Annotated in this window: 20 protein-coding genes; 8 read left to right on the top strand and 12 right to left on the bottom strand. The window is 63.2% G+C overall.

Features of this window, described 5'->3' with window-relative positions:
* Positions 1-186: 186 nt before the first annotated feature.
* Both GYA95_RS07095 and GYA95_RS07090 read left to right on the top strand, forming a co-directional pair.
* On the top strand, positions 187-1,056 hold the full coding sequence (locus GYA95_RS07095; RefSeq protein WP_015269946.1) for a LysR substrate-binding domain-containing protein: 870 nt from the start codon (positions 187-189) through the stop codon (positions 1,054-1,056).
* Between the two features lie 156 nt (positions 1,057-1,212).
* The gene (locus GYA95_RS07090; RefSeq protein ID WP_015269945.1) at positions 1,213-1,584 is read left to right on the top strand and encodes a DUF2784 domain-containing protein; all 372 of its coding nucleotides are present in this window, start codon (positions 1,213-1,215) and stop codon (positions 1,582-1,584) included.
* On the opposite strand, the gene tam is transcribed toward GYA95_RS07090, so the two are convergent.
* The 3 genes from tam to GYA95_RS07075 all read right to left on the bottom strand — a co-directional run bounded on the left by tam (position 1,574) and on the right by GYA95_RS07075 (position 4,164).
* Complete coding sequence (gene tam / locus GYA95_RS07085; protein ID WP_015269944.1) at positions 1,574-2,350, bottom strand: trans-aconitate 2-methyltransferase; 777 nt, start codon at positions 2,348-2,350, stop codon at positions 1,574-1,576. The two genes, GYA95_RS07090 and tam, sit on opposite strands and share 11 nt — an antisense overlap.
* Before the next feature lie 129 nt (positions 2,351-2,479).
* Positions 2,480-3,889, bottom strand: coding sequence for an amino acid permease (locus tag GYA95_RS07080; protein ID WP_013972050.1), 1,410 nt, complete (start codon positions 3,887-3,889; stop codon positions 2,480-2,482).
* Entirely contained in the window at positions 3,889-4,164 is a 276-nt protein-coding gene (locus GYA95_RS07075) for a hypothetical protein (protein ID WP_085619209.1), read from the bottom strand. The genes GYA95_RS07080 and GYA95_RS07075 overlap by 1 nt, the downstream gene beginning before the upstream one ends.
* Positions 4,165-4,211: 47 nt before the next feature.
* On the opposite strand from GYA95_RS07075, the gene GYA95_RS07070 reads away from it, so the two are divergent.
* Positions 4,212-5,636 (top strand): aminotransferase-like domain-containing protein, encoded by a 1,425-nt coding sequence (locus tag GYA95_RS07070; RefSeq protein ID WP_015269943.1) that lies wholly within the window; start codon positions 4,212-4,214, stop codon positions 5,634-5,636.
* A 343-nt stretch (positions 5,637-5,979) separates the two neighbouring features.
* Here GYA95_RS07070 and GYA95_RS07065 read toward each other — a convergent pair whose 3' ends face one another.
* The 3 genes from GYA95_RS07065 to GYA95_RS07055 are packed head-to-tail and all read right to left on the bottom strand — an operon-like array spanning position 5,980 to position 9,578.
* Complete coding sequence (locus GYA95_RS07065; protein ID WP_015269942.1) at positions 5,980-7,002, bottom strand: histone deacetylase family protein; 1,023 nt, start codon at positions 7,000-7,002, stop codon at positions 5,980-5,982.
* Positions 7,002-8,243, bottom strand: a complete 1,242-nt coding sequence (locus GYA95_RS07060; protein WP_015269941.1) for a Zn-dependent hydrolase — start codon at positions 8,241-8,243, stop codon at positions 7,002-7,004. Before GYA95_RS07060 ends, GYA95_RS07065 begins: the two co-directional genes overlap by 1 nt.
* Positions 8,244-8,273: 30 nt before the next feature.
* Positions 8,274-9,578, bottom strand: coding sequence for an MFS transporter (locus tag GYA95_RS07055; RefSeq protein ID WP_013972046.1), 1,305 nt, complete (start codon positions 9,576-9,578; stop codon positions 8,274-8,276).
* Between the two features lie 291 nt (positions 9,579-9,869).
* Here GYA95_RS07055 and GYA95_RS07050 point away from each other — a divergent pair, with 291 nt between their 5' ends.
* The 3 genes from GYA95_RS07050 (at position 9,870) to GYA95_RS07040 (ending at position 11,911) form a co-directional block, all read left to right on the top strand.
* Positions 9,870-10,778, top strand: coding sequence for a LysR family transcriptional regulator (locus GYA95_RS07050; RefSeq protein ID WP_015269940.1), 909 nt, complete (start codon positions 9,870-9,872; stop codon positions 10,776-10,778).
* A gap of 88 nt (positions 10,779-10,866) precedes the next feature.
* Positions 10,867-11,262 (top strand): hypothetical protein, encoded by a 396-nt coding sequence (locus GYA95_RS07045; protein WP_023662326.1) that lies wholly within the window; start codon positions 10,867-10,869, stop codon positions 11,260-11,262.
* A gap of 16 nt (positions 11,263-11,278) precedes the next feature.
* Positions 11,279-11,911 (top strand): BRCT domain-containing protein, encoded by a 633-nt coding sequence (locus GYA95_RS07040; protein WP_015269938.1) that lies wholly within the window; start codon positions 11,279-11,281, stop codon positions 11,909-11,911.
* 15 nt (positions 11,912-11,926) lie between these two features.
* On the opposite strand, the gene GYA95_RS07035 is transcribed toward GYA95_RS07040, so the two are convergent.
* The 4 genes from GYA95_RS07035 to GYA95_RS07020 form a co-directional block, all read right to left on the bottom strand.
* The gene (locus tag GYA95_RS07035) at positions 11,927-12,208 is read right to left on the bottom strand and encodes a type II toxin-antitoxin system RelE family toxin (protein ID WP_003259987.1); all 282 of its coding nucleotides are present in this window, start codon (positions 12,206-12,208) and stop codon (positions 11,927-11,929) included.
* Positions 12,198-12,443 (bottom strand): type II toxin-antitoxin system Phd/YefM family antitoxin, encoded by a 246-nt coding sequence (locus GYA95_RS07030; protein ID WP_013972043.1) that lies wholly within the window; start codon positions 12,441-12,443, stop codon positions 12,198-12,200. The genes GYA95_RS07035 and GYA95_RS07030 overlap by 11 nt, the downstream gene beginning before the upstream one ends.
* 243 nt (positions 12,444-12,686) lie before the next feature.
* The gene (locus GYA95_RS07025) at positions 12,687-13,793 is read right to left on the bottom strand and encodes an alkene reductase (RefSeq protein ID WP_054572951.1); all 1,107 of its coding nucleotides are present in this window, start codon (positions 13,791-13,793) and stop codon (positions 12,687-12,689) included.
* A gap of 30 nt (positions 13,794-13,823) precedes the next feature.
* Complete coding sequence (locus tag GYA95_RS07020; protein WP_015269936.1) at positions 13,824-15,017, bottom strand: MFS transporter; 1,194 nt, start codon at positions 15,015-15,017, stop codon at positions 13,824-13,826.
* A 735-nt stretch (positions 15,018-15,752) separates the two neighbouring features.
* Here GYA95_RS07020 and GYA95_RS07015 point away from each other — a divergent pair.
* Together GYA95_RS07015 and GYA95_RS07010 are read left to right on the top strand one after the other, a co-directional pair.
* On the top strand, positions 15,753-16,295 hold the full coding sequence (locus tag GYA95_RS07015) for a WYL domain-containing protein (RefSeq protein WP_015269935.1): 543 nt from the start codon (positions 15,753-15,755) through the stop codon (positions 16,293-16,295).
* Positions 16,296-16,551: 256 nt separating this feature from the next.
* Positions 16,552-17,031, top strand: coding sequence for an REP-associated tyrosine transposase (locus GYA95_RS07010; protein WP_015269934.1), 480 nt, complete (start codon positions 16,552-16,554; stop codon positions 17,029-17,031).
* A gap of 99 nt (positions 17,032-17,130) precedes the next feature.
* Here the strand turns inward: GYA95_RS07010 and GYA95_RS07005 are convergent, their stop codons facing one another.
* Together GYA95_RS07005 and GYA95_RS07000 are read right to left on the bottom strand one after the other, a co-directional pair.
* Entirely contained in the window at positions 17,131-17,853 is a 723-nt protein-coding gene (locus GYA95_RS07005) for a hypothetical protein (RefSeq protein WP_015269933.1), read from the bottom strand.
* Positions 17,854-17,931: 78 nt separating this feature from the next.
* The gene (locus GYA95_RS07000) at positions 17,932-18,234 is read right to left on the bottom strand and encodes a DUF3077 domain-containing protein (protein ID WP_015269932.1); all 303 of its coding nucleotides are present in this window, start codon (positions 18,232-18,234) and stop codon (positions 17,932-17,934) included.
* Positions 18,235-18,345: the final 111 nt, after the last annotated feature.

The raw sequence follows: 18,345 nt of genomic DNA, 5'->3' as shown, positions 1-18,345 counted from the left end.
TTCTTGTGTTACGCACAGCGATGACGAGGCTGTCATCGGGTCAGATGGCGCCGTTTGGGTGCCATGGCCCTGGCGGCACTTGTGGTGCCAGCGTCGGGCTGACATGCATGGAAACAGTTGCGCTAAGATAAATAAAATCGATTTATCGTATTTCACACATAAGCCCAGCTTGTTACTGAGGTCGTCATGTCGGTTTCCCACGCACAACTCAAGGCCTTCCACGCCGTCGCGGTGCACGGCAGCTTTACCCGCGCCGCCGAAAAGCTGTTTCTTACCCAGCCCGCGGTGTCGGACCAGGTGCGCAAACTGGAGGAGCGCTTCGGCGTCTTGCTGTTCCACCGCAACAAGCGTTCGGTGCAGCTCACCGACCTCGGCGAACGCCTGCTGGGCATCAGCCAGCGCCTGTTCGCCTGCGAGGCCGAGGCCCATGAACTGCTGCAGGATTCGCGTGCGCTGCACACCGGCAGCCTGGTGCTGGCGGTGGACGCGCCGGTGCACGTGCTGCCGCAGATCGCCCGCTTCTGCCAGCGCTACCCGGGCATCCAGGTCAAGATCGAGACCGGCAACACCGACGAGTCGCTGGCCCGGCTGTTTAGCTACCAAGCCGACCTGGCCCTGCTGGGGCGGGACGTCGACGATGAGCGGCTGCACTGCCTGCCGCTGCGCCGCGACCCGATGGTGGCGTTTGTCTCGCACCAGCACTCCTGGGCCAGCCGCGGCGCGATCAGCCTGGCGGACCTGGACGATACACCGCTGGTACTGCGCGAGCCCGGGTCGGTGACGCGGCAGACGCTGGAAGAAGAAATGCAACGGGCCGGGCTGCGGATTCGCCCGGCGATCCAGGTGGAAGGCCGGGAAGCGGCGCGGGAAGCGGTGGTGGTGGGGATTGGTGTGGGGGTGGTGTCGGCGGCTGAGTTTGGTGCGGATGCGCGGGTGTGCGCGTTGCCGATCGTCGATTGCCAGCGGCACCTGACCGAGACACTGGTGTGCCTGAGCGAGCAGCGCACGCGGCGGGTGGTGGCGACCTTCCTGCAGATGGTGGAGGAAGGGTTGTAAGCCTGTGCCGGCCTCTTCGCGGGCTCGCCCGCTCCCACAGGCACTGCACAGAATTCAAAACCTGTGGTGATCCTGTGGGAGCGGGCAAGCCCGCGAAAAGGCCAGCACAGGCAACCCAACTATGCTGGGATAACCTCAACCCTCGGCACACAACCCATGCTCTACCGCCTTGCCGCCGACACCCTGGTCCTGCTGCACCTGCTCTTCATCCTGCTGGTGCTGTTCGGCGGCCTGCTGGTACTGCGTTGGCGCCCTGCCCTGCTGCTGCACCTGCCGGTGCTGGCCTGGGGCCTGGCGGTGGAGTGCCTGCACCTGGGCTGCCCGCTGACCACCTGGGAAAACCGCATGCGCAACGCGGCTGGTGACGCGGGCTACCAGGGCGGCTTCGTCGAGCACTATATCTGGCCGTTGATCTACCCCGCCGGGCTGACTCCACACATCCAGCTGCTGCTGGGCACTTTCGTGCTGCTGCTCAACCTCGGCGTCTACGGTTACGTGGCCTGGCGCTGGCGCCGCCCTAGCGGGTAGCGATCACGAACAGCCGCGGGAACGGCAACAGCACCTTGCCATCGGTGGCCGGCGGGTAGTCGCGTTGCATCGCCTGCAGGTACATCTGCAGGAAATCCGTCTGCTCCTGGGGATCCAACCGCGCCAGGTACGGTCGCAAGGCCGAACCCTTGAACCATTCCACCACGGCTTCTGCGCCACCGGCCAACGGGTGGTGGTAAGTGGTGCGCCACACATCCACCCGTGCACACAGCGGGCTGAGCAGGTCGTAGTAGAACGCCGCGCTGTGCCGTGGCGGCAGCTGGAAATCAGCGAACTTCGCCGCCCAAGGTCCCTGGCTGGCGATTTCGCGCAGTTGCCGGTGGGCCGGCTCATCGAGGTTGTCCGGGGTCTGCACGGCCAGGCTGGCACCTTCGCTCAGCTGGCGCACCAGGTGCGGGTACAGCGAGGCGTGGTCGGGTACCCATTGCAGCGAGGCATTGGCCAGGATCAGGTCCTGCGGCTCGGGGGCGGACCAGCCGGCAATGTCAGCGATGACTGTGCGCACGCGGGGGATGCACAGCCGTTTGCGCTCGCGGGCCTTGTCGATCATGTCCGGGTCGCTGTCCAGGGCCGTCACCTGGGCATCCGGGTAACGTTGCAGCAGCACCTCGGTGGAATTGCCAGGGCCACAGCCCAGGTCGGTGGCGTGGCGTACAGGGCGTGCCGGTACAGCGGCCAGCAGGTCACGCACCGCGCGGGTACGCTCGTCTTCGAATTGCGAATACTGGGTGGCGGACCAGGCCATGTGAAGCTCCTTTGGGCGGGCAATGTGTTCAGCATATGCCATGTAACAGGCGGCCATATACCCCTGGCCCAATAACGCAAAACGGCCGGGTCCCCCAGGGAGCCGGCCGTTTCGAGAAGCGAGTGACGCTTAGTGCTGCTTGCCAGTACGGATCTGGTGCACTACACCCATCGCCACCACGATTGCCGCGGCGATACCGGTGGAAATCACCAGGATCTGGTAGTCAGGCATGAAGGCCATGGTTACCAGGGCGGCCACGATGAACGCGATCACCAGGTAGGTCAGCCATGGGAACAGCCACATCTTCAGGCGTACTTCCTTGCCTTCGGCAACCAGCTTGCGGCGCATGCGCAGCTGCGAGAAAGCAATCACCAGGTACACCAGCAGGGCAATCATGCCGGTGGTGTTCATCAGGGTTTCCAGCACGTCTTTCGGGCGCAGGGTCTCGCTGAAGTTGATCAGCGCACACACCACGGCCACGGCGCACGAACCCATGATCGCGTACACCGGTACACCGGTGCCGGCGCGGGTGATCTTGAAGAACGACGGCGCGTCGCCACGCTGGGCCAGGGAGAACAGCATGCGCGAAGCGGTGTAGTGGCCCGAGATCAGGCAGCTGCTCACCGAGGTCAGCACCACGAAGTTCATCAGCAGCTCGGCATATGGCACGCCCAGCAGCTCCAGGGTGCGGCGGTAGGCGCCATAGCCGGAAACGCCCAGGTGCGGGTCGTTCCACGGTACCAGGCAGACGATCAGGAAGATCGAACCCACGTAGAACAGGCACACACGCCAGACCACCGAGTTGGTCGCCTTGACGATCTGCGCGGCCGGGTCCTTGGCTTCGGAAGCGGCGATGGTGACGATTTCCGCGCCGAGGAAGGCGAACATCACCCCGAGCAAGGCACCGATCACTGTGGTGATGCCGTTGGGCATGAAGCCTTCGGCGGTGAGGTGGCTGATGCCACGTACTTCACCGAACTGCCAGATGTTCAGCACGGCAGCGGTACACACGATCAGGAAGCAGACGATCGCGATCACCTTGATCAAGGCGAACCAGAACTCGAACTCACCGTAGTGCTTGACGTTGAAGAAGTTGACGGTGATCAGCAACAGGGTCGTGGCCAGCACGAACACGTTGACGCTGACGTCGGGGAAGAAACCATGCAGGATCTTGCCCGCCACATAAGCTTCCCAGGCCATGAGGATGACCCAGTACCACCAGTACAGCCAGCCGATGGTGAAACCGGCCCAACGGCCGATGGCGCGATCGGCGTAGGTGGAGAACGAACCGGTGTCTGGCGAGGAAGTCGCCATTTCACCCAGCATGCGCATGATCAGTACCACCAGGATGCCGCCTGCCAGGTAGGCCAGCACAGCAGCTGGGCCGGCGCTGTGAATCACGCTGCCGGAACCGACGAACAAGGCGCCGCCGATAACCCCGGCGATCGACATCATCGTCAGGTGGCGCGACTTGAGCGAGGCACTGAGCTTGCTCTCATGCCCGCTTTTCGCGGTGGTGGTTGTGGATGTTGCGTCCATCAGTTGTGTACCCCGTGCTTCTTTTTATCCAAGGAAAACTGTGAAACCCCGATGGCTGGCGGTTTCACGTACATCAGTGCTAATGCGCGCAGGATGGTGTGAGCGAACACACGCAGGCCTTCCATGGCGGCCTGCTGACGCGCCCCAGGGCAGGCGCCTGGAGCGAACTGAACATGCTTTAGGTGGCGATATCTGACACCTAATGTAAAAATGTCCGACGCAGAGAGCCATGCACAGTGGCATGAAACTCGCACTGCACTGTACAGGTCGCCCATGCAATACACCTTGCAAACGCCGGGCGATACGCAACCTGAAGGCCCAAATGTTCGAATTACATCCAGACTCCTCGACCCCGCTGGTGAACCAGATCATCGACGGGCTGCGCGAGCTGATCGACAACCAGACCCTCAAGCCAGGCGCCAAGGTCCCCTCGATCCGCGCCTTTGCCGCGAGCTATTCGGTGAGCACCTTCACCGTGGTCGAGGCCTACGACCGTCTGGTCGCCCAGGGCCTGCTGGTGAGCCGGGGCAATGCGGGGTTCTTCGTCAACCGCGCGGCGGGCGAATTGCTCGACCCGCACAACGCCGAGGCCGACACCAGTCGACCAACGTTCAACTCCGAGTGGTACCTGCAGCAGATCTTCGAAATCCGCCAGCTGCCGTTCAAGCCTGGCTGCGGCTGGCTGCCCAACGACTGGATGTACGAAGACGGCCTGCGCCGCGGCCTGCGCCAGGTGGCCGGCAGCCCGCTGGAGCTGTCGGGCTACGGCGACCCCATGGGCCTGATGGAGCTGCGTGCACTGACCGCACAGAACCTGCAGCAGGAACTGTCGATCGTCGCCAACCCGGCGCAGCTGATGCTTACCCATGGCGCCAGCCAGGCCCTGGACCTGGCCGCGCGCACCCTGGTACGCCCGGGCGACGTGGTGCTGGTGGACGACCCCGGTTACCCCAACCTGATGAGCATCCTGCGTACCCAGGGCGCGACTCTGGTCGGCGTGCCGCGCACACCGGCCGGCTACGACCTGAACCAGCTGGAGCAGTTGCTCACCCATCACCGCCCCACTGCATTCTTCACCCAGCCGCACCTGCACAGCCCGACCTGCTCGCGCACGCCGCTGCCGCAGCTGCACCGCCTGCTGCAACTGGCCAGCCAGCACGGCTTCCGCCTGGTGGAGAACAACCTGTACGCCGACATGGTCGCCGAACCGCAGCCGTGCCTGGCCAGCCTCGACCACCTGCAGCAGGTGGTGTACGTGGGCAGCTACTCCAAGAGCATTTCGCCCAATGTGCGGGTCGGCTACATGCTGGCCAACCCCGAGCTGATGCAGAAGCTGCTGCACCTGAAAATGCGCTCTGGCCTGACCACCTCGCAGGTTATGGAGCGTGTGGTGTATGCCGCGATCATCGACGGGCGCTGGCGCAAGCACCTCAAGCGCCTGCGCCAGCGGCTGGCCGAGGCGCACCAGGAAGTTGGCCGGCATCTGCATCGGCTGGGCTTCGAGCTGTTCATCGAGTCGGATGAAGGGATGTATATCTGGACCCGCCACCCAGCGATTCCGGACAGCGCGGCGTTGCTGGATGATGCGTTGGAGAAAGGCATCATGTTGGGGCCTGGGCAGTTGTTCATGGTCGATGCCAAAGCGACCGGCTGGATGCGGTTCAACGTGGCGTTCAGTACCGAGCCGGCGATGTGGGAGTTGCTGGAGAAGGTGTTGGTGAAGCATGTGCGGCGGGGTGGGGTGTAACGGGCTGCGGGGTGTTCGCCACAACACCTTCAGCGCCTATGAGATCGAGCGCCGCCCGCGCGGCGCTTCGCGGGACAAGCCCGCTCCCACATCTGTTTCGGGCCAATTACTCCTGCGCCAGATAGGTTGCAGCCTTGGGGCATGGCTGAAGATCGATGAAGAGCAGTCGCGCCCCCTCGATATCGAATGGAACAAACAAGGCGGACACAGGTGCCCTCACAGGAGTGACTGGCCCGAAACAGATGTGGGAGCGGGCTTGTCCCGCGAAGCGCCGCGCGGGCGGCGCTCGATCTCATAGGCGCTGAAACTGTCAAGGCAAGCACCTGTCAGCCCCGACACTACGTTATCGCCAGTCCGCCTTGTCGGCAAAAAACGCCTGCGCATTCGCCTCCAGGCTCTCCAGGTGATACCCCCCTTCCTGCACGATCAGGCACGGCAAGCGCATCGCCCGAATCCGCTCGCCCAATACCGCAAACCCTTCAGTCGTCACCGCCACCTTGCTCTGCGGGTCGAGTTCGTAGATATCGAACCCCAGCGACAACACCAGCACCTCGGCGCCGAAGTCCTTCACTGCAGCCAGCGCAACCTCCAGCTGGCCCATGAAGTCCGCTTCGCTAGCCCCATGCGCCATCGGCAAGTTGAGGTTGTACCCCTCCCCCGCACCGCTGCCACGCTCGTCCGCGAACCCGGCCACACCCGGGTAGAAGTTGGTGGGGTCGCCATGCACCGACACATACAGCACATCCCGGCGGTCGTAGAAGATTTCCTGAATCCCCTGCCCGTGGTGCATGTCGGTATCGAGGATGGCCACGCGGCTGTAGCGGCTGCGCAAGGCCTGGGCAGCGACAGCGGCGTTGTTGAGGTAACAGAAACCACCGGCCGCATCGAAGCGCGCATGGTGGCCTGGCGGTCGGCACAGGGCATAGGCCGCCGGCTCGCCGTCGAGAATGGCCTTGGCACCGGCCACTGCGCTTTGCGCAGACCAATAGGCCGAGCGCCAGGTGTGTTCGCCTACAGGGCAGCTGCCGTCAGCCAGGTAGCGCCCGGCCTGGGCGAGGATGCCGCGCAAGGCGTTGGGTTCACGCACGAAGATGTTGGACATGACCTCGTCGCCCCAGTCCTCGGGCACTTCCTTCCAGCGCGCATGGGCCTCTTCGAGGAAGGCCAGGTAGGCCTCGCCATGCACTGCCTTGAGCGGCTCGAGGCCGGCGTCCTCAGGCTGACGGATGTCGAAGCCCAGATCCTTGGCCGCCTGCAGCAGGCGCTGGGCACGCTCGGGGACTTCCTGCGGGGTGCGCATGGCGCCGCGCGAGTAGTAGCTGCGTGGGTGGTGCAGCAGTTGTTCGGGGTGGAAGTAGCAACGCATCAGGCTTCTCCTTGTTCGACAATGCCCGCGCGGGCCAGCACGGCATTGAGCAGTACATCGGCACCCTGGCGGGCGTCGTCGGGCAATACGTCTTCGGCTTCGTTGTGGCTCAAGCCGCCGACACAGGGGATGAACACCATGGCGGTCGGGCAGTAGCGGGCCAGCAGGATGGCGTCGTGGCCGGCACCGCTGACGATCGACTGCTGGGCATAGCCCAGGCCATCCACCGCCTGCTGCACGGCGGCTACGCAATCGGCATCGAATGGCGTGGCCGGGCTTGTCCAGTGGCGCTCGATACGCACCTGCAACCCGCGTTGATTGGCGATGGCTTGCAGCTTCAACGTCAGCTCGCGTTCCATCGCCTCGATGGCTTCGTCTCGGTGATGACGCAGGTCGACTGTGAACTGCAGCAGCCCCGGAATGGTGTTGCGCGAGGACTTGGCGATGGACAGTTCACCCACCGTGGTCAGGCCTTCAGGGGCAAAATCGGCAGCCAGTTGCTCGACTGCCTGGATCATCCGCGCGGTGCCATACAGGGCATCCTTGCGCAGTGGCATCGGCGTGGTACCGGCGTGCGCGGCCATGCCTTCGACCGTGACGTCGAGCCATCGGATAGCCTGCCCGCCGCTGACCACGCCAATGGCCTTGGCGTTGTCTTCAAGGATCGGACCTTGCTCGATATGCGCCTCGAAATAGGCATCGACCTGGCCGCCCAGCGGGCGCCGGCCGGCGTAACCGGTGCGTTGCAGTTCGTCGGCGACGCTGATGCCATCGGCGTCGCGAATGGCCAGCGCTTCGTCCAGCGCCAGGGTACCGGTGAACACCGCCGAACCGAACATGGCCGGGGTGAAGCGGGCGCCCTCCTCGTTGGTCCATACGGCGATTTCCAGCGGCTTGCGCGTCTGGATGTTCAGGTCATTGAGCCGGCGCACCACTTCAAGGCCTGCCAGCACACCGTAGACGCCATCGAAACGGCCGCCCTCAGGTTGGGTGTCGAGGTGGCTGCCCATCATCACCGGCGCTGCATCGGGGTCGCTGCCAGCGCGGCGGGCGAACAGGTTGCCGATGGCATCCACAGTCAGCGTCAGGCCGGCTTCGCGGCACCAGTGGCTGAACAGTTCACGGCCAGCCTTGTCCTCGTCGCTCAGGGCCAGGCGGCAGCTGCCGCCACGGGCAGTGGCACCGATTTCGGCCATGGCCATCAGGCTCGCCCACAGGCGTTCGCCATTGCTTTTCAACATGTGCGGGTACTCCAGAAAAAAGCGGTTCGATCAGGCCAGTTCCAGGCGCTGGCTGCGGGCGTACTGGCGCGCCAGGGCGAGCACGCAGACCAGCGAGATGGTGGCGATCAGGGTGTAGAACACCGCCATCGGCCACCATTGGCCGGTGAAGGTGTGGGCCAGCCAGGTACCGATCAGCGGGGTCAGGCCGCCCGCGATGGCGCCGCAGATCTGGTAGGCCAGGGATATGGCGGTGTAGCGCACGCGGGTGTCGAACATGCCGCTGACATAGCCGGCGATCACCGCGTAGAACGACGCCATGCACGCTGCGGCCAGGGCGATGCCGAGCACGATCAACGGGCCCTGGCCCGAGCTGACCAGCACGAACATCGGGTACGGCGAGGCCATCGCCAGCAACGCGACCAGGGCCAGGAAGCGGGTGGCGCCGATTTTTTCCGATAGCCAGGCGGCCAACGGCTGCACGCAGAACTGGATGATCGCCACGAAGAACAGGCATTCCAGGATCAAGGAGCGCTCCAGGTGCAATTGCGTGGTGGTGTAGCTGATCATGAAGGTGTTGGTGAAGTAGACCCCGGCAATACCCAGGGTATTGGCACCGATGCACAGCAACAGCGGGCGCCAGGCCGTGCGCAGCACTTCGAATACCGGGGCCTGCTCCTTGCGCCGGGCCTTTTCCGCCTGCTCGCGGCTGGCGATGAACTCGGGCGACTCATTCACCCCCAGGCGAATCGCCAGGCCCACCAGCAGCAACAGCGCGCTGGCCAGGAATGGCACGCGCCAGCCCCAGTTCATCAGGTCTTCTTCCGGCAGGCGGGTGACCGCGCCGAAGGCCAGCAGCGACAGGATCAGGCCCGCCGGGCTGCCCAGCTGGGCGAACGAAGCGAAGAAGTTGCGCCGGCCCTTGGGTGCATGCTCACCGGCCATCAGCACCGCCCCGCCCCACTCGCCGCCCACGGCAATGCCCTGGACGATGCGCAGCAGGATCAGCAGTACCGGCGCGGTGGCGCCGATTTGTGCGTAGGTCGGCAGCAGGCCGATGCCCACGGTGACGATGCCCATCATCAGCAAGGTGATGACCAGCGACTTCTTGCGGCCGATACGGTCGCCCACGTGGCCGAAGACGATGCCCCCCAGCGGCCGGGCGAAGAAGCCAACGGCGAAGGTACCGAACGCGGCCATGGTGCTGAACAGGCTGTTGTCGGAGGGGAAGAACAGCGCGCCGAACACCAGGGCAGCGGCGGTGGCGTAGATGTAAAAGTCGTACCACTCGATCATGGTGCCGATGAACGCGGCGGCGGCGGCACGGCGTGGCTGGGGGGAAGCGGTGGGCTTCATGGGGGCTCCTTTGCTTGTTGTTCTGGCAGGAGTTGTCAGGGGCACGGTGGCGCTCTTGTGGCGCTTGGCCTGTTGGTCTGGTGTCAGCTTCTTCGCGGGTAAACCCGCTCCCACAGGGATTGCACAAGGTCTGCAAGCGCTGCAGTACCTGTGGGAGCGGGTTTACCCGCGAAGAAGCCAGCACCGATTCAACAGGCCTCGATACCTGCGATTTATCGGCCCGGGGCTATGATTAGTCAATTTTCTATTTATTATTCGAAATATTAGCCTTGCTTATTATCGAGCCCTGCCATGCCCGACCGTCTGCTCAACGACCGCCTCGACTGGAACCTGCTGCGCACCTTCCGGGTCATCGGCCAGGAGCTGTCCATCAGCCGTGCGGCCGCCCGCCTGCACCTCACCCAGCCGGCAGTGAGCCAGGCGCTCAAGCGCCTTGAAGAACAGCTTGGCCGCCAGCTCATCGCCCGCCGCGGGCCGCGCTTCGTGCTGACGGAAATGGGCGAGCAGCTGTTCCAGCTGGCTGGCGAGGTCTATGGGCAGATGTCGCAGATCGGCGGCTTGCTGGTGCAGCCGGCGGACGAACTGGTGGGCAAGGTACGCCTGCTGATGATCAGCCGTATCGTCAACGAACACTTCGACGACTTCCTCGCCGACTTCCACCGCCAGCACCCGCGGGTGGAGCTGGAGATCGACGTGATGCGCAGCTCCGACATCGTTGCCGCCCTGCAGGAAAAAACCGCCACGGCGGGCCTCAGCCTTAACCGGCGTGCGCAGCCACGGCTGGAGCAACGGTTGTTCCTGCGCCAGCGCTATGCATTCTTCTGTGGCAAGCACCACGCATTATTTGGCCAGGACGAGGGCGATCTGCAGCGCGAGAACTTCGTCAGTTTCACCAGTGACCAGATTGGCGGCATGCTGTCGCCCCTGACCATTTTCCGCGACCAGCAGGGGTTTGCCGGGCGGATCGTGGCATCGTCACCAAGCCTTGAGGAGGTACGCCGGCTGGTGATTGCCGGGTTTGGCATAGGTTGCCTGCCCGAGCATGTGGTAGCGCCGGATGTAGACGCCGGGTTGTTGTGGAAGCTGCCGCCGCAGGAAGGGATTGCCGATGTGGATATCCACCTGTTGTGGAACAGGGAGCAGCGCTTCAGCCGCGCGGAAGAGGTGTTTATCGAGGCGTTGCAGCACAGCCTTGACTGAACGCAGAGCTGGGGTCGGCGAGCACTGGACACGATAGTGGCCAATTAGTAGCATCCAGACCAACTGAACATTACGGACAATCTCAGTCATGGATCGAGCTACCGGGGTCATTCGACGCCCTATTCATCACCCCATCCGCCCCTTGATCACTTGGGAAGAAGCATGGAAGGGGCCCGACGAGGGCTTGATCCGCTGCTGGGAGATTGGCCGTGAGCGGGCTCTGGCCCAGCCAGAACTTGCCCGGCACTGCGCCGATGGCGCACTCCCGGTGCTAGGTTGGAAAGGTGGCCATGATCGCGCATTGAAGAAACCGATGAAGTACGGTTCGTTCAAGTACCTGGCGCAATGGCAGGGCCTTCGCGGCGAGGATCTGTTCATCGATACGCGAACAGAGCTTACCCTGACCTGTAATCACACCGGCATGCTGACAACGTTCACACCGGACCAGGAAAAATACGCCAACGCTGTGATGCTGATGGAATAGCAACGAGGAACAGGGAATGGTCGATCTTCATCAGGAATTTCAGAACAGCCGCTTTTTTCACGAAGCGCGGATCGCGCAGCGCTCGGTTGATGGGTTGATTGGAATCGCTGCGGGCCTGACTGCTGACAATCAGGTCAATCAACAAGAAGCCGAGTTCCTCAAAGGATGGATGGAGCAGCAACTCGTTCATCTTGAGGATCCGGTCATCAATTTGCTGTACCGGCGCCTGAGCGACATGCTCAAGGACAATATGCTGGATGCTGCCGAGTCGGCTGAACTGCTTGAGCTATTGCAGCAGTTCACCGGCAAGCCGCGCTGCAGCGACAACCCATTCTCTTCACCCACCTCACTGCCACTCGATAACCCCGAACCCACACTGGAGTGGACAGGCCGCATGTTCCTGTTTACCGGCACAATGGCTTACGGGCCTCGCAAAGCATGCGAAGCGCTGGTAGTCGAACGTGGGGGTTCAATCGCCGCGGGGGTGAACAAGAAGACCCACTACCTGGTCATTGGCAGTATTGGCAACGAGCAGTGGCTGCACAGCAGTTATGGCACGAAGATCAAGAAAGCCGTGGAAATCAGGGAAGCGGGTGCGAACATTGCGATCATAAGCGAGGCGCATTGGCAGCGTGCGGCGTTTGGTTGATGGCCATGATGGCGTTTACCGCTTCTGAGCGGATCGATACACCTCGCTACGCTCGCGTTTGCCAACCGATACCACCACTACAACGATACGCTCGTCCTCGACTCGATAGACGAGGCGATATCCAGAGGCCTTGAGCTTGATTTTGTAGTGGTTCGGCAGGTCACGCAGCGCGTCGGCCTGTACCTTGGGTGACTGCAGGCGCTCGGCGAGTTTTTTCTTGATCTGTTCGCGCACGGTGTGGCCTAGCTTGCCCCACTCTTTCAGTGCCGAAGGCAGGAATTCGAGTTTATAGGTCATCCAGGGATACCGGTACGCCTTTTTCACCCAACCTCGACTTGGCCAGTTCGCTCAATTCGAGATCTTCCAAGCGTTCCATCATGGCCTCGTACAGTTCGGCCGGCACCATGTAACCCATCACGCGGTTGTGATTGAGCACGGCGACGGGCATACCCGCAGCGCCGGTCATCACCGCGGATGGGTTCTTTTTCAGTTCCGACACGCTTACGGCCACGTCAGCGAATATGTTTTGCATGTTTGCACCCTCAATAGAGAGCCATATTTTGGTCCATATATAGGACACAAACAAGTCGTCACTGCTCAAGCATAGAGGTGAGACACGACAGGCGAAATGCCGTCTTTGTGGGAGATCGACCAGCCCTTTGAATCCAACGCGGTGCATGGCACCGGCTGCGCCGGTGTTCGCGGCTAAAGCCGCTCCCACAGGGTCCCTGCTAACTCAATGAGTCATTTGCAGTTCCATGAGGAGCGGTCGGGGTCAGGCTGTTGCCATGACCGGATAGTCGGTCAGGCCATGGGCATCACCACCGAACAGCGTGGCCCGTTCGTGCTCGGCCAGGGGCGCATTCAGTTTCAGCCGCGCCGGCAGGTCCGGGTTGGCCACGAATGGCCGGCCGAAGCCGACCAGGTCAGCCCAGCCCTCCTCCAGCGCGCGCCGTGCACGTTCGCCGGTGTATTTGCCGGCATACACCATCACCCCGGGGAACACCGCCCGCAGCTGTTGCTTGAAGTCCACCGGCATGTCCGGCGCGTCATCCCAGTCGGCTTCGGCAATGTGCAGGTAGCCGATGCCGATTTCACCCAGGCGCTTGGCCGCTGCGGTATAGGTGGTGACCGGGTCGGCGTCGACACAGCCATTGAGCGTGGTCAGCGGCGCCAGGCGTACGCCTACACGCTGGGCGTCGCCGGTACCTTCGACCAGCGCACGGGTGACCAGGTCGAGGAAACGCAGGCGGTTTTCCAGCGAACCGCCGAAGCGGTCGGTGCGGTCGTTGGCGCCGGAATCGAGGAACTGGTTGACCAGGTAACCGTTGGCCGCGTGCAACTCGACACCATCAAAACCGGCGGCCATGGCGTTGCGCGCAGCCTGGCGGTATTGCTCGATGGTCTCGGCAATTTCCGCTTCGCTCAACGCGCGCGGCTTGGAAGCCTGGACAAAGCCTGGCGTGCCGTCGGCATTGTCGATGAACACATTCACGCCTTCAGCCTGCATCGCCGAGGACGACACCGGTGCCTGGCCACCAAGCAGGCTGCTGTGGCTGAGGCGGCCGACGTGCCAGAGCTGGGCGAACATGCGCCCGCCCGCGGCATGCACAGCCTCGGTGACCAGGCGCCAGCCGTCGATCTGCGCCTGGGTGTGGATACCCGGGGTGCGGGCGTAACCCTTGCCCAGTGGCGAGATCCAGGTGCCTTCACTGACGATCAGCCCGGCACTGGCGCGTTGTGCGTAGTACTCGGCCATCAGCGCGGTCGGTACATCGCCAGGCTGGGCAGCGCGGGAGCGGGTCATCGGTGGCATCAGCACGCGGTTGGCCAGGTTAAGGGCGCCGAATTGCAGGGGTTGGAACAGTGGATCTTGAGCCATTGCGAGCATCTCCGTAAGGCGAATCTGGGGTCAGGCGCGGCTGACGACAGGTTGTGGCTGGGCAGGTACGCGGCGGTCGAGGCGGCCGCTGTACAGGGTCAGGGCCAGGGCACCGAGGGTGACCAGCGCGGCAATCCATGGGGTGTGGCCGAGGCCGAGCTGTTGCACCACCTGGGCACCGCCCCAGGAGCCACCGGCCACACCCAGGTTGAAGGCGGCGATGTTGAAACCGGCCGCCACGTCGACTGCGTCGGGGGCGACCTTTTCCGCCTGCTGCACCACGTACACCTGCAGGCCCGGCACATTGCCGAAGGCCACCGCGCCCCAGGCCAGTACGGTGATTACCACCAGCACCGGATGCGGCGCGGTGAAGGTCAGCGCCAGCAGCACCACGGCCAGCAGCAGGAAGATGATCGACAGTGCCTTGACCGGGCCTTTGCGGTCGGCCAGGCGGCCGCCCCAGATGTTGCCCAGGGCAACCGAAACACCGTAGGCGAGCAGCACCAGGGCGACGCTGTTGGCGCCGAAGCCGGCGAGGTCCTGCAGGATCGGGGCAAGGAAGGTAAAGGCGATCAGCGAGCCGCCGTAACCCACGGCAGTCATGGCATACACCAGCAGCAGGCGCGGTTGCAGCATCACCCGCAGTTGGCGCAGCAGCGGTGCCGGCTGGCTGTGCTGGATGCGCTTGGGCACGAACAGCAGTGCGCCGAGCAGCGCCACCAGGCCGAAGGCAGCCACCACCAGGAAGGTCACGCGCCAGCCGAAGTGCTGGCCGATGAAGGTACCCAGCGGGATACCGGTGACGAAGGCCACGGTCATGCCACTGAACATGGTGGCGATGGCGCTGGCGGCTTTTTCTTTCGGCACCAGGCTGGTGGCGATGATCGAGCCCACCGAGAAGAACACCCCGTGGGCCAGGCCGGTGAGGATGCGCGCCATGATCAGCGATTCGTAGCTGGGCGCCTGCCAGGCTACCAGGTTACCGGCGGTGAACAGCGCCATCAGGCCGACCAGCAGCAGCTTGCGCGGGACGCGACCGGTCATGGCGGTGAGCAGGGGCGCGCCGATGGCGACGCTGAGGGCGTAAAGGCTTACCAGCAGGCCGGCCGAAGGCAGTGTCACTGCCAGGTCATTGGCGATGGTCGGGATGAGGCCGACGATCACGAACTCCGTGGTGCCGATGGCGAAGGCCGCCAGGGTCAGGGCTAACAAGGCGAGAGGCATTTGAGAATCACCTGTGGAAGGTTGGGATGGGTGGATTCTCGGGGGGACGTGGGGATGGGAAAAAGATGGGCGCGGGACAATGAGTTTTGATCTGGAAGCAAAGGTTGCGACTGGGCTGTTGCGAAAGGGTCAATCTTTTGTGTTGCCTGACAGACGCATTCGCGGGCACGCCCGCCACCACCGGTGCAGCGCTGCGGGTCGACGGCGGCGTGGTCGACAGCCTGGCTATCTGAATTCAACCCCGGCTACCAAGCGACCGAAGCGCTGTTCAAGGCCATCTATGAAGGTGGCTTGGAAGCCTTGGCGAAAACCCCCGGCTAAGTGAATTGGGGCTGCTTTGCAGCCCACACCCGTCTCGAAAGGACCCGCACCCAATCGCTGGCGCGTGACGGCAGTTTTGCCGAGCTCTGCCTGCTCGATGCAAGCCTGGTCATGCATATCCACAGCGCGCTCAGCGACACCGCCGCGGCCGCCGTGCCCTGCCCCGCCCTGACCGCCTGGCAGGCCTTGGCCAAGGTTCCCGAAGGTGCCACAGCGCCGCGAGTTCACCTTCTCTGCTTTGCCACAGGCTCTGCGGCAGCTGAAAGAGGGCCAAGGCACAGGCAAATGGGTGACGCGCCTGGACTGAACGCTAAATGCGAAAACTTGGATCCCATTCTGCTACAAGGTATGCTGAGCAATAGCTAAACGCCACTACTTAGGCAGGCTTCGTGCCTGCCTTCAAGGACGAGCCCTTTGCCCAGCCACCCTACCCGCCACACCATCGCCCGCCAATGGCAGTTGCTCAAGCTGCTGCCAGGCCGTCACCCGGGGATGAGTTCCACCCAGTTGCAGGCCGCCCTGACCACCGTTGGCCATATCACCAGCAAACGCACGGTCGAACGCGACCTGGTCGAACTCGCGGCACTGTTCCCGCTGCAGTGCAACAGCAAAGGCATGCCCTACGGCTGGTACTGGCAAGCGGGCCTGAGCCCTGGCGAAGCGCAACAGCTGCAGCCCGATGCGCTCACACCTGCGGAACAGGTCGAGTTGCACGCCTGGGTCGATGATGCCCTTGCCCGGCGCCTTGAGGCGTCGCCGCTGTCGGCAGATATGCAACTGACGCTGCAGGCGGAAGGTGGTGCCACCCTGGTAGCTACCGTCGACGACAACCGCTCGCTGATGGGCTGGCTGCTGTCCCAGGCCGGCTCGATCCGCGTGCAGGCGCCGCAGGCATTGCGACAGGCCATGCTCGTGCAGTTGCGCCAGAGCCTGGCGCTGCACGAGGGTGGTTGTTGACCGGCAAGAACACCAACCCCGTGGCGAGTCACTGACTACCAGTGCCATTGGGCACTGACCTGTAGGAGCAGCCTTGTGCTGCGAAGAGGCCGGTACTGACCAAACATGTGTATCGCTCGTACCGGCCTCTTCGCAGCACAAGGCTGCTCCTACAAATGTGTATGACTGAAAAAACGGGTAACGATCTGCCAACGTCGGTAGCGTCTGGGATCTCTATTGTAGGTATCCCACACGGAACGGATGCGAGGAAGATTACATGGATCGTGCTGAGGCCAACCGGCTAGGTCGGGGGCGTTTTTCAGAGCCTGGCAGGCTGTACCTGCTGACCACTGTCACCCATGCACGCAAGCCACTGTTTCAGGATCTTCGTACAGCTCGCCTGGTCATCAGTGAGCTGAGGCAGACGGAACGCCTTGGCGCTTGCCGCTCACTTGCCTGGGTGCTGATGCCTGACCACTTGCATTGGCTGGTGGAGCTGCGTGCCGTCACATTGAGCAGCCTGATGCGACAGTTCAAATCGCGATCTGGTACGGCACTGTGCAAGGCGGGCGTGAGCCCGGGCCCAGTCTGGCAACGCGGGTTTCATGACCGAGCGCTGCGCCAGGAAGATGATGTGCGCAAGGTAGCCCGATACATCGTTGCCAACCCTCTGCGGGCTGGCCTGGTAGCAGAGATTGGCGATTATCCACACTGGGACGCAGTATGGCTCACTGACAGCCTGCACAACTCCTTGTAGGAGCAGCCTTGTGCTGCGAAGAGGCCGGTACAGGCGATACACATGTTCAGTCAGTACCGGCCTCTTCGCAGCACAAGGCTGCTCCTACTGGTGAGGCGTTCAGTGCGGGTTACGGCGCGACAGGCAGGCATACCCCAGGCCCAAAACGCTGGCCGCCAATACGCCCAGCAGCATCATCAGCTCGCGGCTGTAGCGGGCCACCCAGGCCGGGAAACCGATGACCTCGCGGTAAACCTGTATGTCAGCCTTGCCATCGGCGTGACTGATGCTGACCCCGCCCTGGCGGATCTGCGAATAGTCTGCATCGAAATACACCCATACCTTGCATACGCCACCCGGCTCGATGGTGGGGATATCCGCTTGCATGGTGGAGGTTTCCACGATGGTGTCATTGCCAGCTGCATCGCGCACCTGCACCAGGCCTTTCGCCGGCAGGCGGATTTTCACCTGGCGCACTTGCGCATCACCACGGTTGCGCAGCTCGATGAGCAGACCGGTACGGTGGTCGACCAACCCGGCCTCGAAGGGCTTGGCGAACAGCTGGGCATACGGCGCCTGGGCCATTTCGATCAGCCGCTCGACCTGATCGTGGCTCAGCCCGCCCTCGCTGATGGCATTGATACGCCCCTGCAACTGCTCGTACTTGAGCTGTTCACTGGCTTTGGTGATGCGTTCGCTGAACTGGCTGGGATAGGTGAGGTAGGCATAGGTCAGCGATGCCTCCAGGCGCGGGTTACCCCTGAGCAACCCATAGGCGGCCAGCAGGACCATCAGGCCAAGCAGCACGGCTACGAGGAGTTTCCCCACCTTGTCCCAGCTCAATGCGAACTTCCTTCTGTCGTGATACAGAGATTCAAACTGACCAAGGGTGCCAAGTTCATGGTCCCCAGGCAAGCCTGACTAAGGCTCCTGCTCGCCTCCCCGAGCCTGGCGCAACTGCTGCAACTGGCCGTCGATCAGCGCCTTGGCCATGCCTGCCAGGTAGTACGTGGCCTGCATCATCGCCTTGCGGTCACCGGGCCGGTCGATGGCCTTGCGGGTGAGTTCGGTAATACAGCCCATGATGCTCGAGGCCTCCATCAATGCCGTGCGCATCGGCAATTGCGCGTTCATCTGCACCAGTTCGGCACCGCCGTTGCCAAAACGGCCCGCTGCACGCACGACATTGAGATTGCCGCTTTCTTTCGGAGTGTCTTTGTCCATGTCCATTTCCTCGGGTTACGAGCGTGCCGAGACTAGGGCGCTGCCTGCCCCGCCACAATAACCTTGGGGGTGGAAAGGCTTACTTTCGGAAATGGACTACAAGAACCCTAC

Origin of the sequence: Pseudomonas asiatica (assembly GCF_009932335.1) — a bacterium.
Lineage (GTDB): Bacteria > Pseudomonadota > Gammaproteobacteria > Pseudomonadales > Pseudomonadaceae > Aquipseudomonas > Aquipseudomonas asiatica.
This window is presented reverse-complemented; position numbering and strand designations above follow the sequence as displayed.

Coding starts and splice junctions, on each gene's coding strand:
- GYA95_RS07095 (WP_015269946.1), top strand. CDS start 187: ATGTCGGTTTCCCACGCACAACTCAAGGCCTTCCACGCCGTCGCGGTG.
- GYA95_RS07090 (WP_015269945.1), top strand. CDS start 1,213: ATGCTCTACCGCCTTGCCGCCGACACCCTGGTCCTGCTGCACCTGCTC.
- tam (WP_015269944.1), bottom strand. CDS start 2,350: ATGGCCTGGTCCGCCACCCAGTATTCGCAATTCGAAGACGAGCGTACC.
- GYA95_RS07080 (WP_013972050.1), bottom strand. CDS start 3,889: ATGGACGCAACATCCACAACCACCACCGCGAAAAGCGGGCATGAGAGC.
- GYA95_RS07075 (WP_085619209.1), bottom strand. CDS start 4,164: ATGGGCGACCTGTACAGTGCAGTGCGAGTTTCATGCCACTGTGCATGG.
- GYA95_RS07070 (WP_015269943.1), top strand. CDS start 4,212: ATGTTCGAATTACATCCAGACTCCTCGACCCCGCTGGTGAACCAGATC.
- GYA95_RS07065 (WP_015269942.1), bottom strand. CDS start 7,002: ATGCGTTGCTACTTCCACCCCGAACAACTGCTGCACCACCCACGCAGC.
- GYA95_RS07060 (WP_015269941.1), bottom strand. CDS start 8,243: ATGTTGAAAAGCAATGGCGAACGCCTGTGGGCGAGCCTGATGGCCATG.
- GYA95_RS07055 (WP_013972046.1), bottom strand. CDS start 9,578: ATGAAGCCCACCGCTTCCCCCCAGCCACGCCGTGCCGCCGCCGCCGCG.
- GYA95_RS07050 (WP_015269940.1), top strand. CDS start 9,870: ATGCCCGACCGTCTGCTCAACGACCGCCTCGACTGGAACCTGCTGCGC.
- GYA95_RS07045 (WP_023662326.1), top strand. CDS start 10,867: ATGGATCGAGCTACCGGGGTCATTCGACGCCCTATTCATCACCCCATC.
- GYA95_RS07040 (WP_015269938.1), top strand. CDS start 11,279: ATGGTCGATCTTCATCAGGAATTTCAGAACAGCCGCTTTTTTCACGAA.
- GYA95_RS07035 (WP_003259987.1), bottom strand. CDS start 12,208: ATGACCTATAAACTCGAATTCCTGCCTTCGGCACTGAAAGAGTGGGGC.
- GYA95_RS07030 (WP_013972043.1), bottom strand. CDS start 12,443: ATGCAAAACATATTCGCTGACGTGGCCGTAAGCGTGTCGGAACTGAAA.
- GYA95_RS07025 (WP_054572951.1), bottom strand. CDS start 13,793: ATGGCTCAAGATCCACTGTTCCAACCCCTGCAATTCGGCGCCCTTAAC.
- GYA95_RS07020 (WP_015269936.1), bottom strand. CDS start 15,017: ATGCCTCTCGCCTTGTTAGCCCTGACCCTGGCGGCCTTCGCCATCGGC.
- GYA95_RS07010 (WP_015269934.1), top strand. CDS start 16,552: ATGGATCGTGCTGAGGCCAACCGGCTAGGTCGGGGGCGTTTTTCAGAG.
- GYA95_RS07000 (WP_015269932.1), bottom strand. CDS start 18,234: ATGGACAAAGACACTCCGAAAGAAAGCGGCAATCTCAATGTCGTGCGT.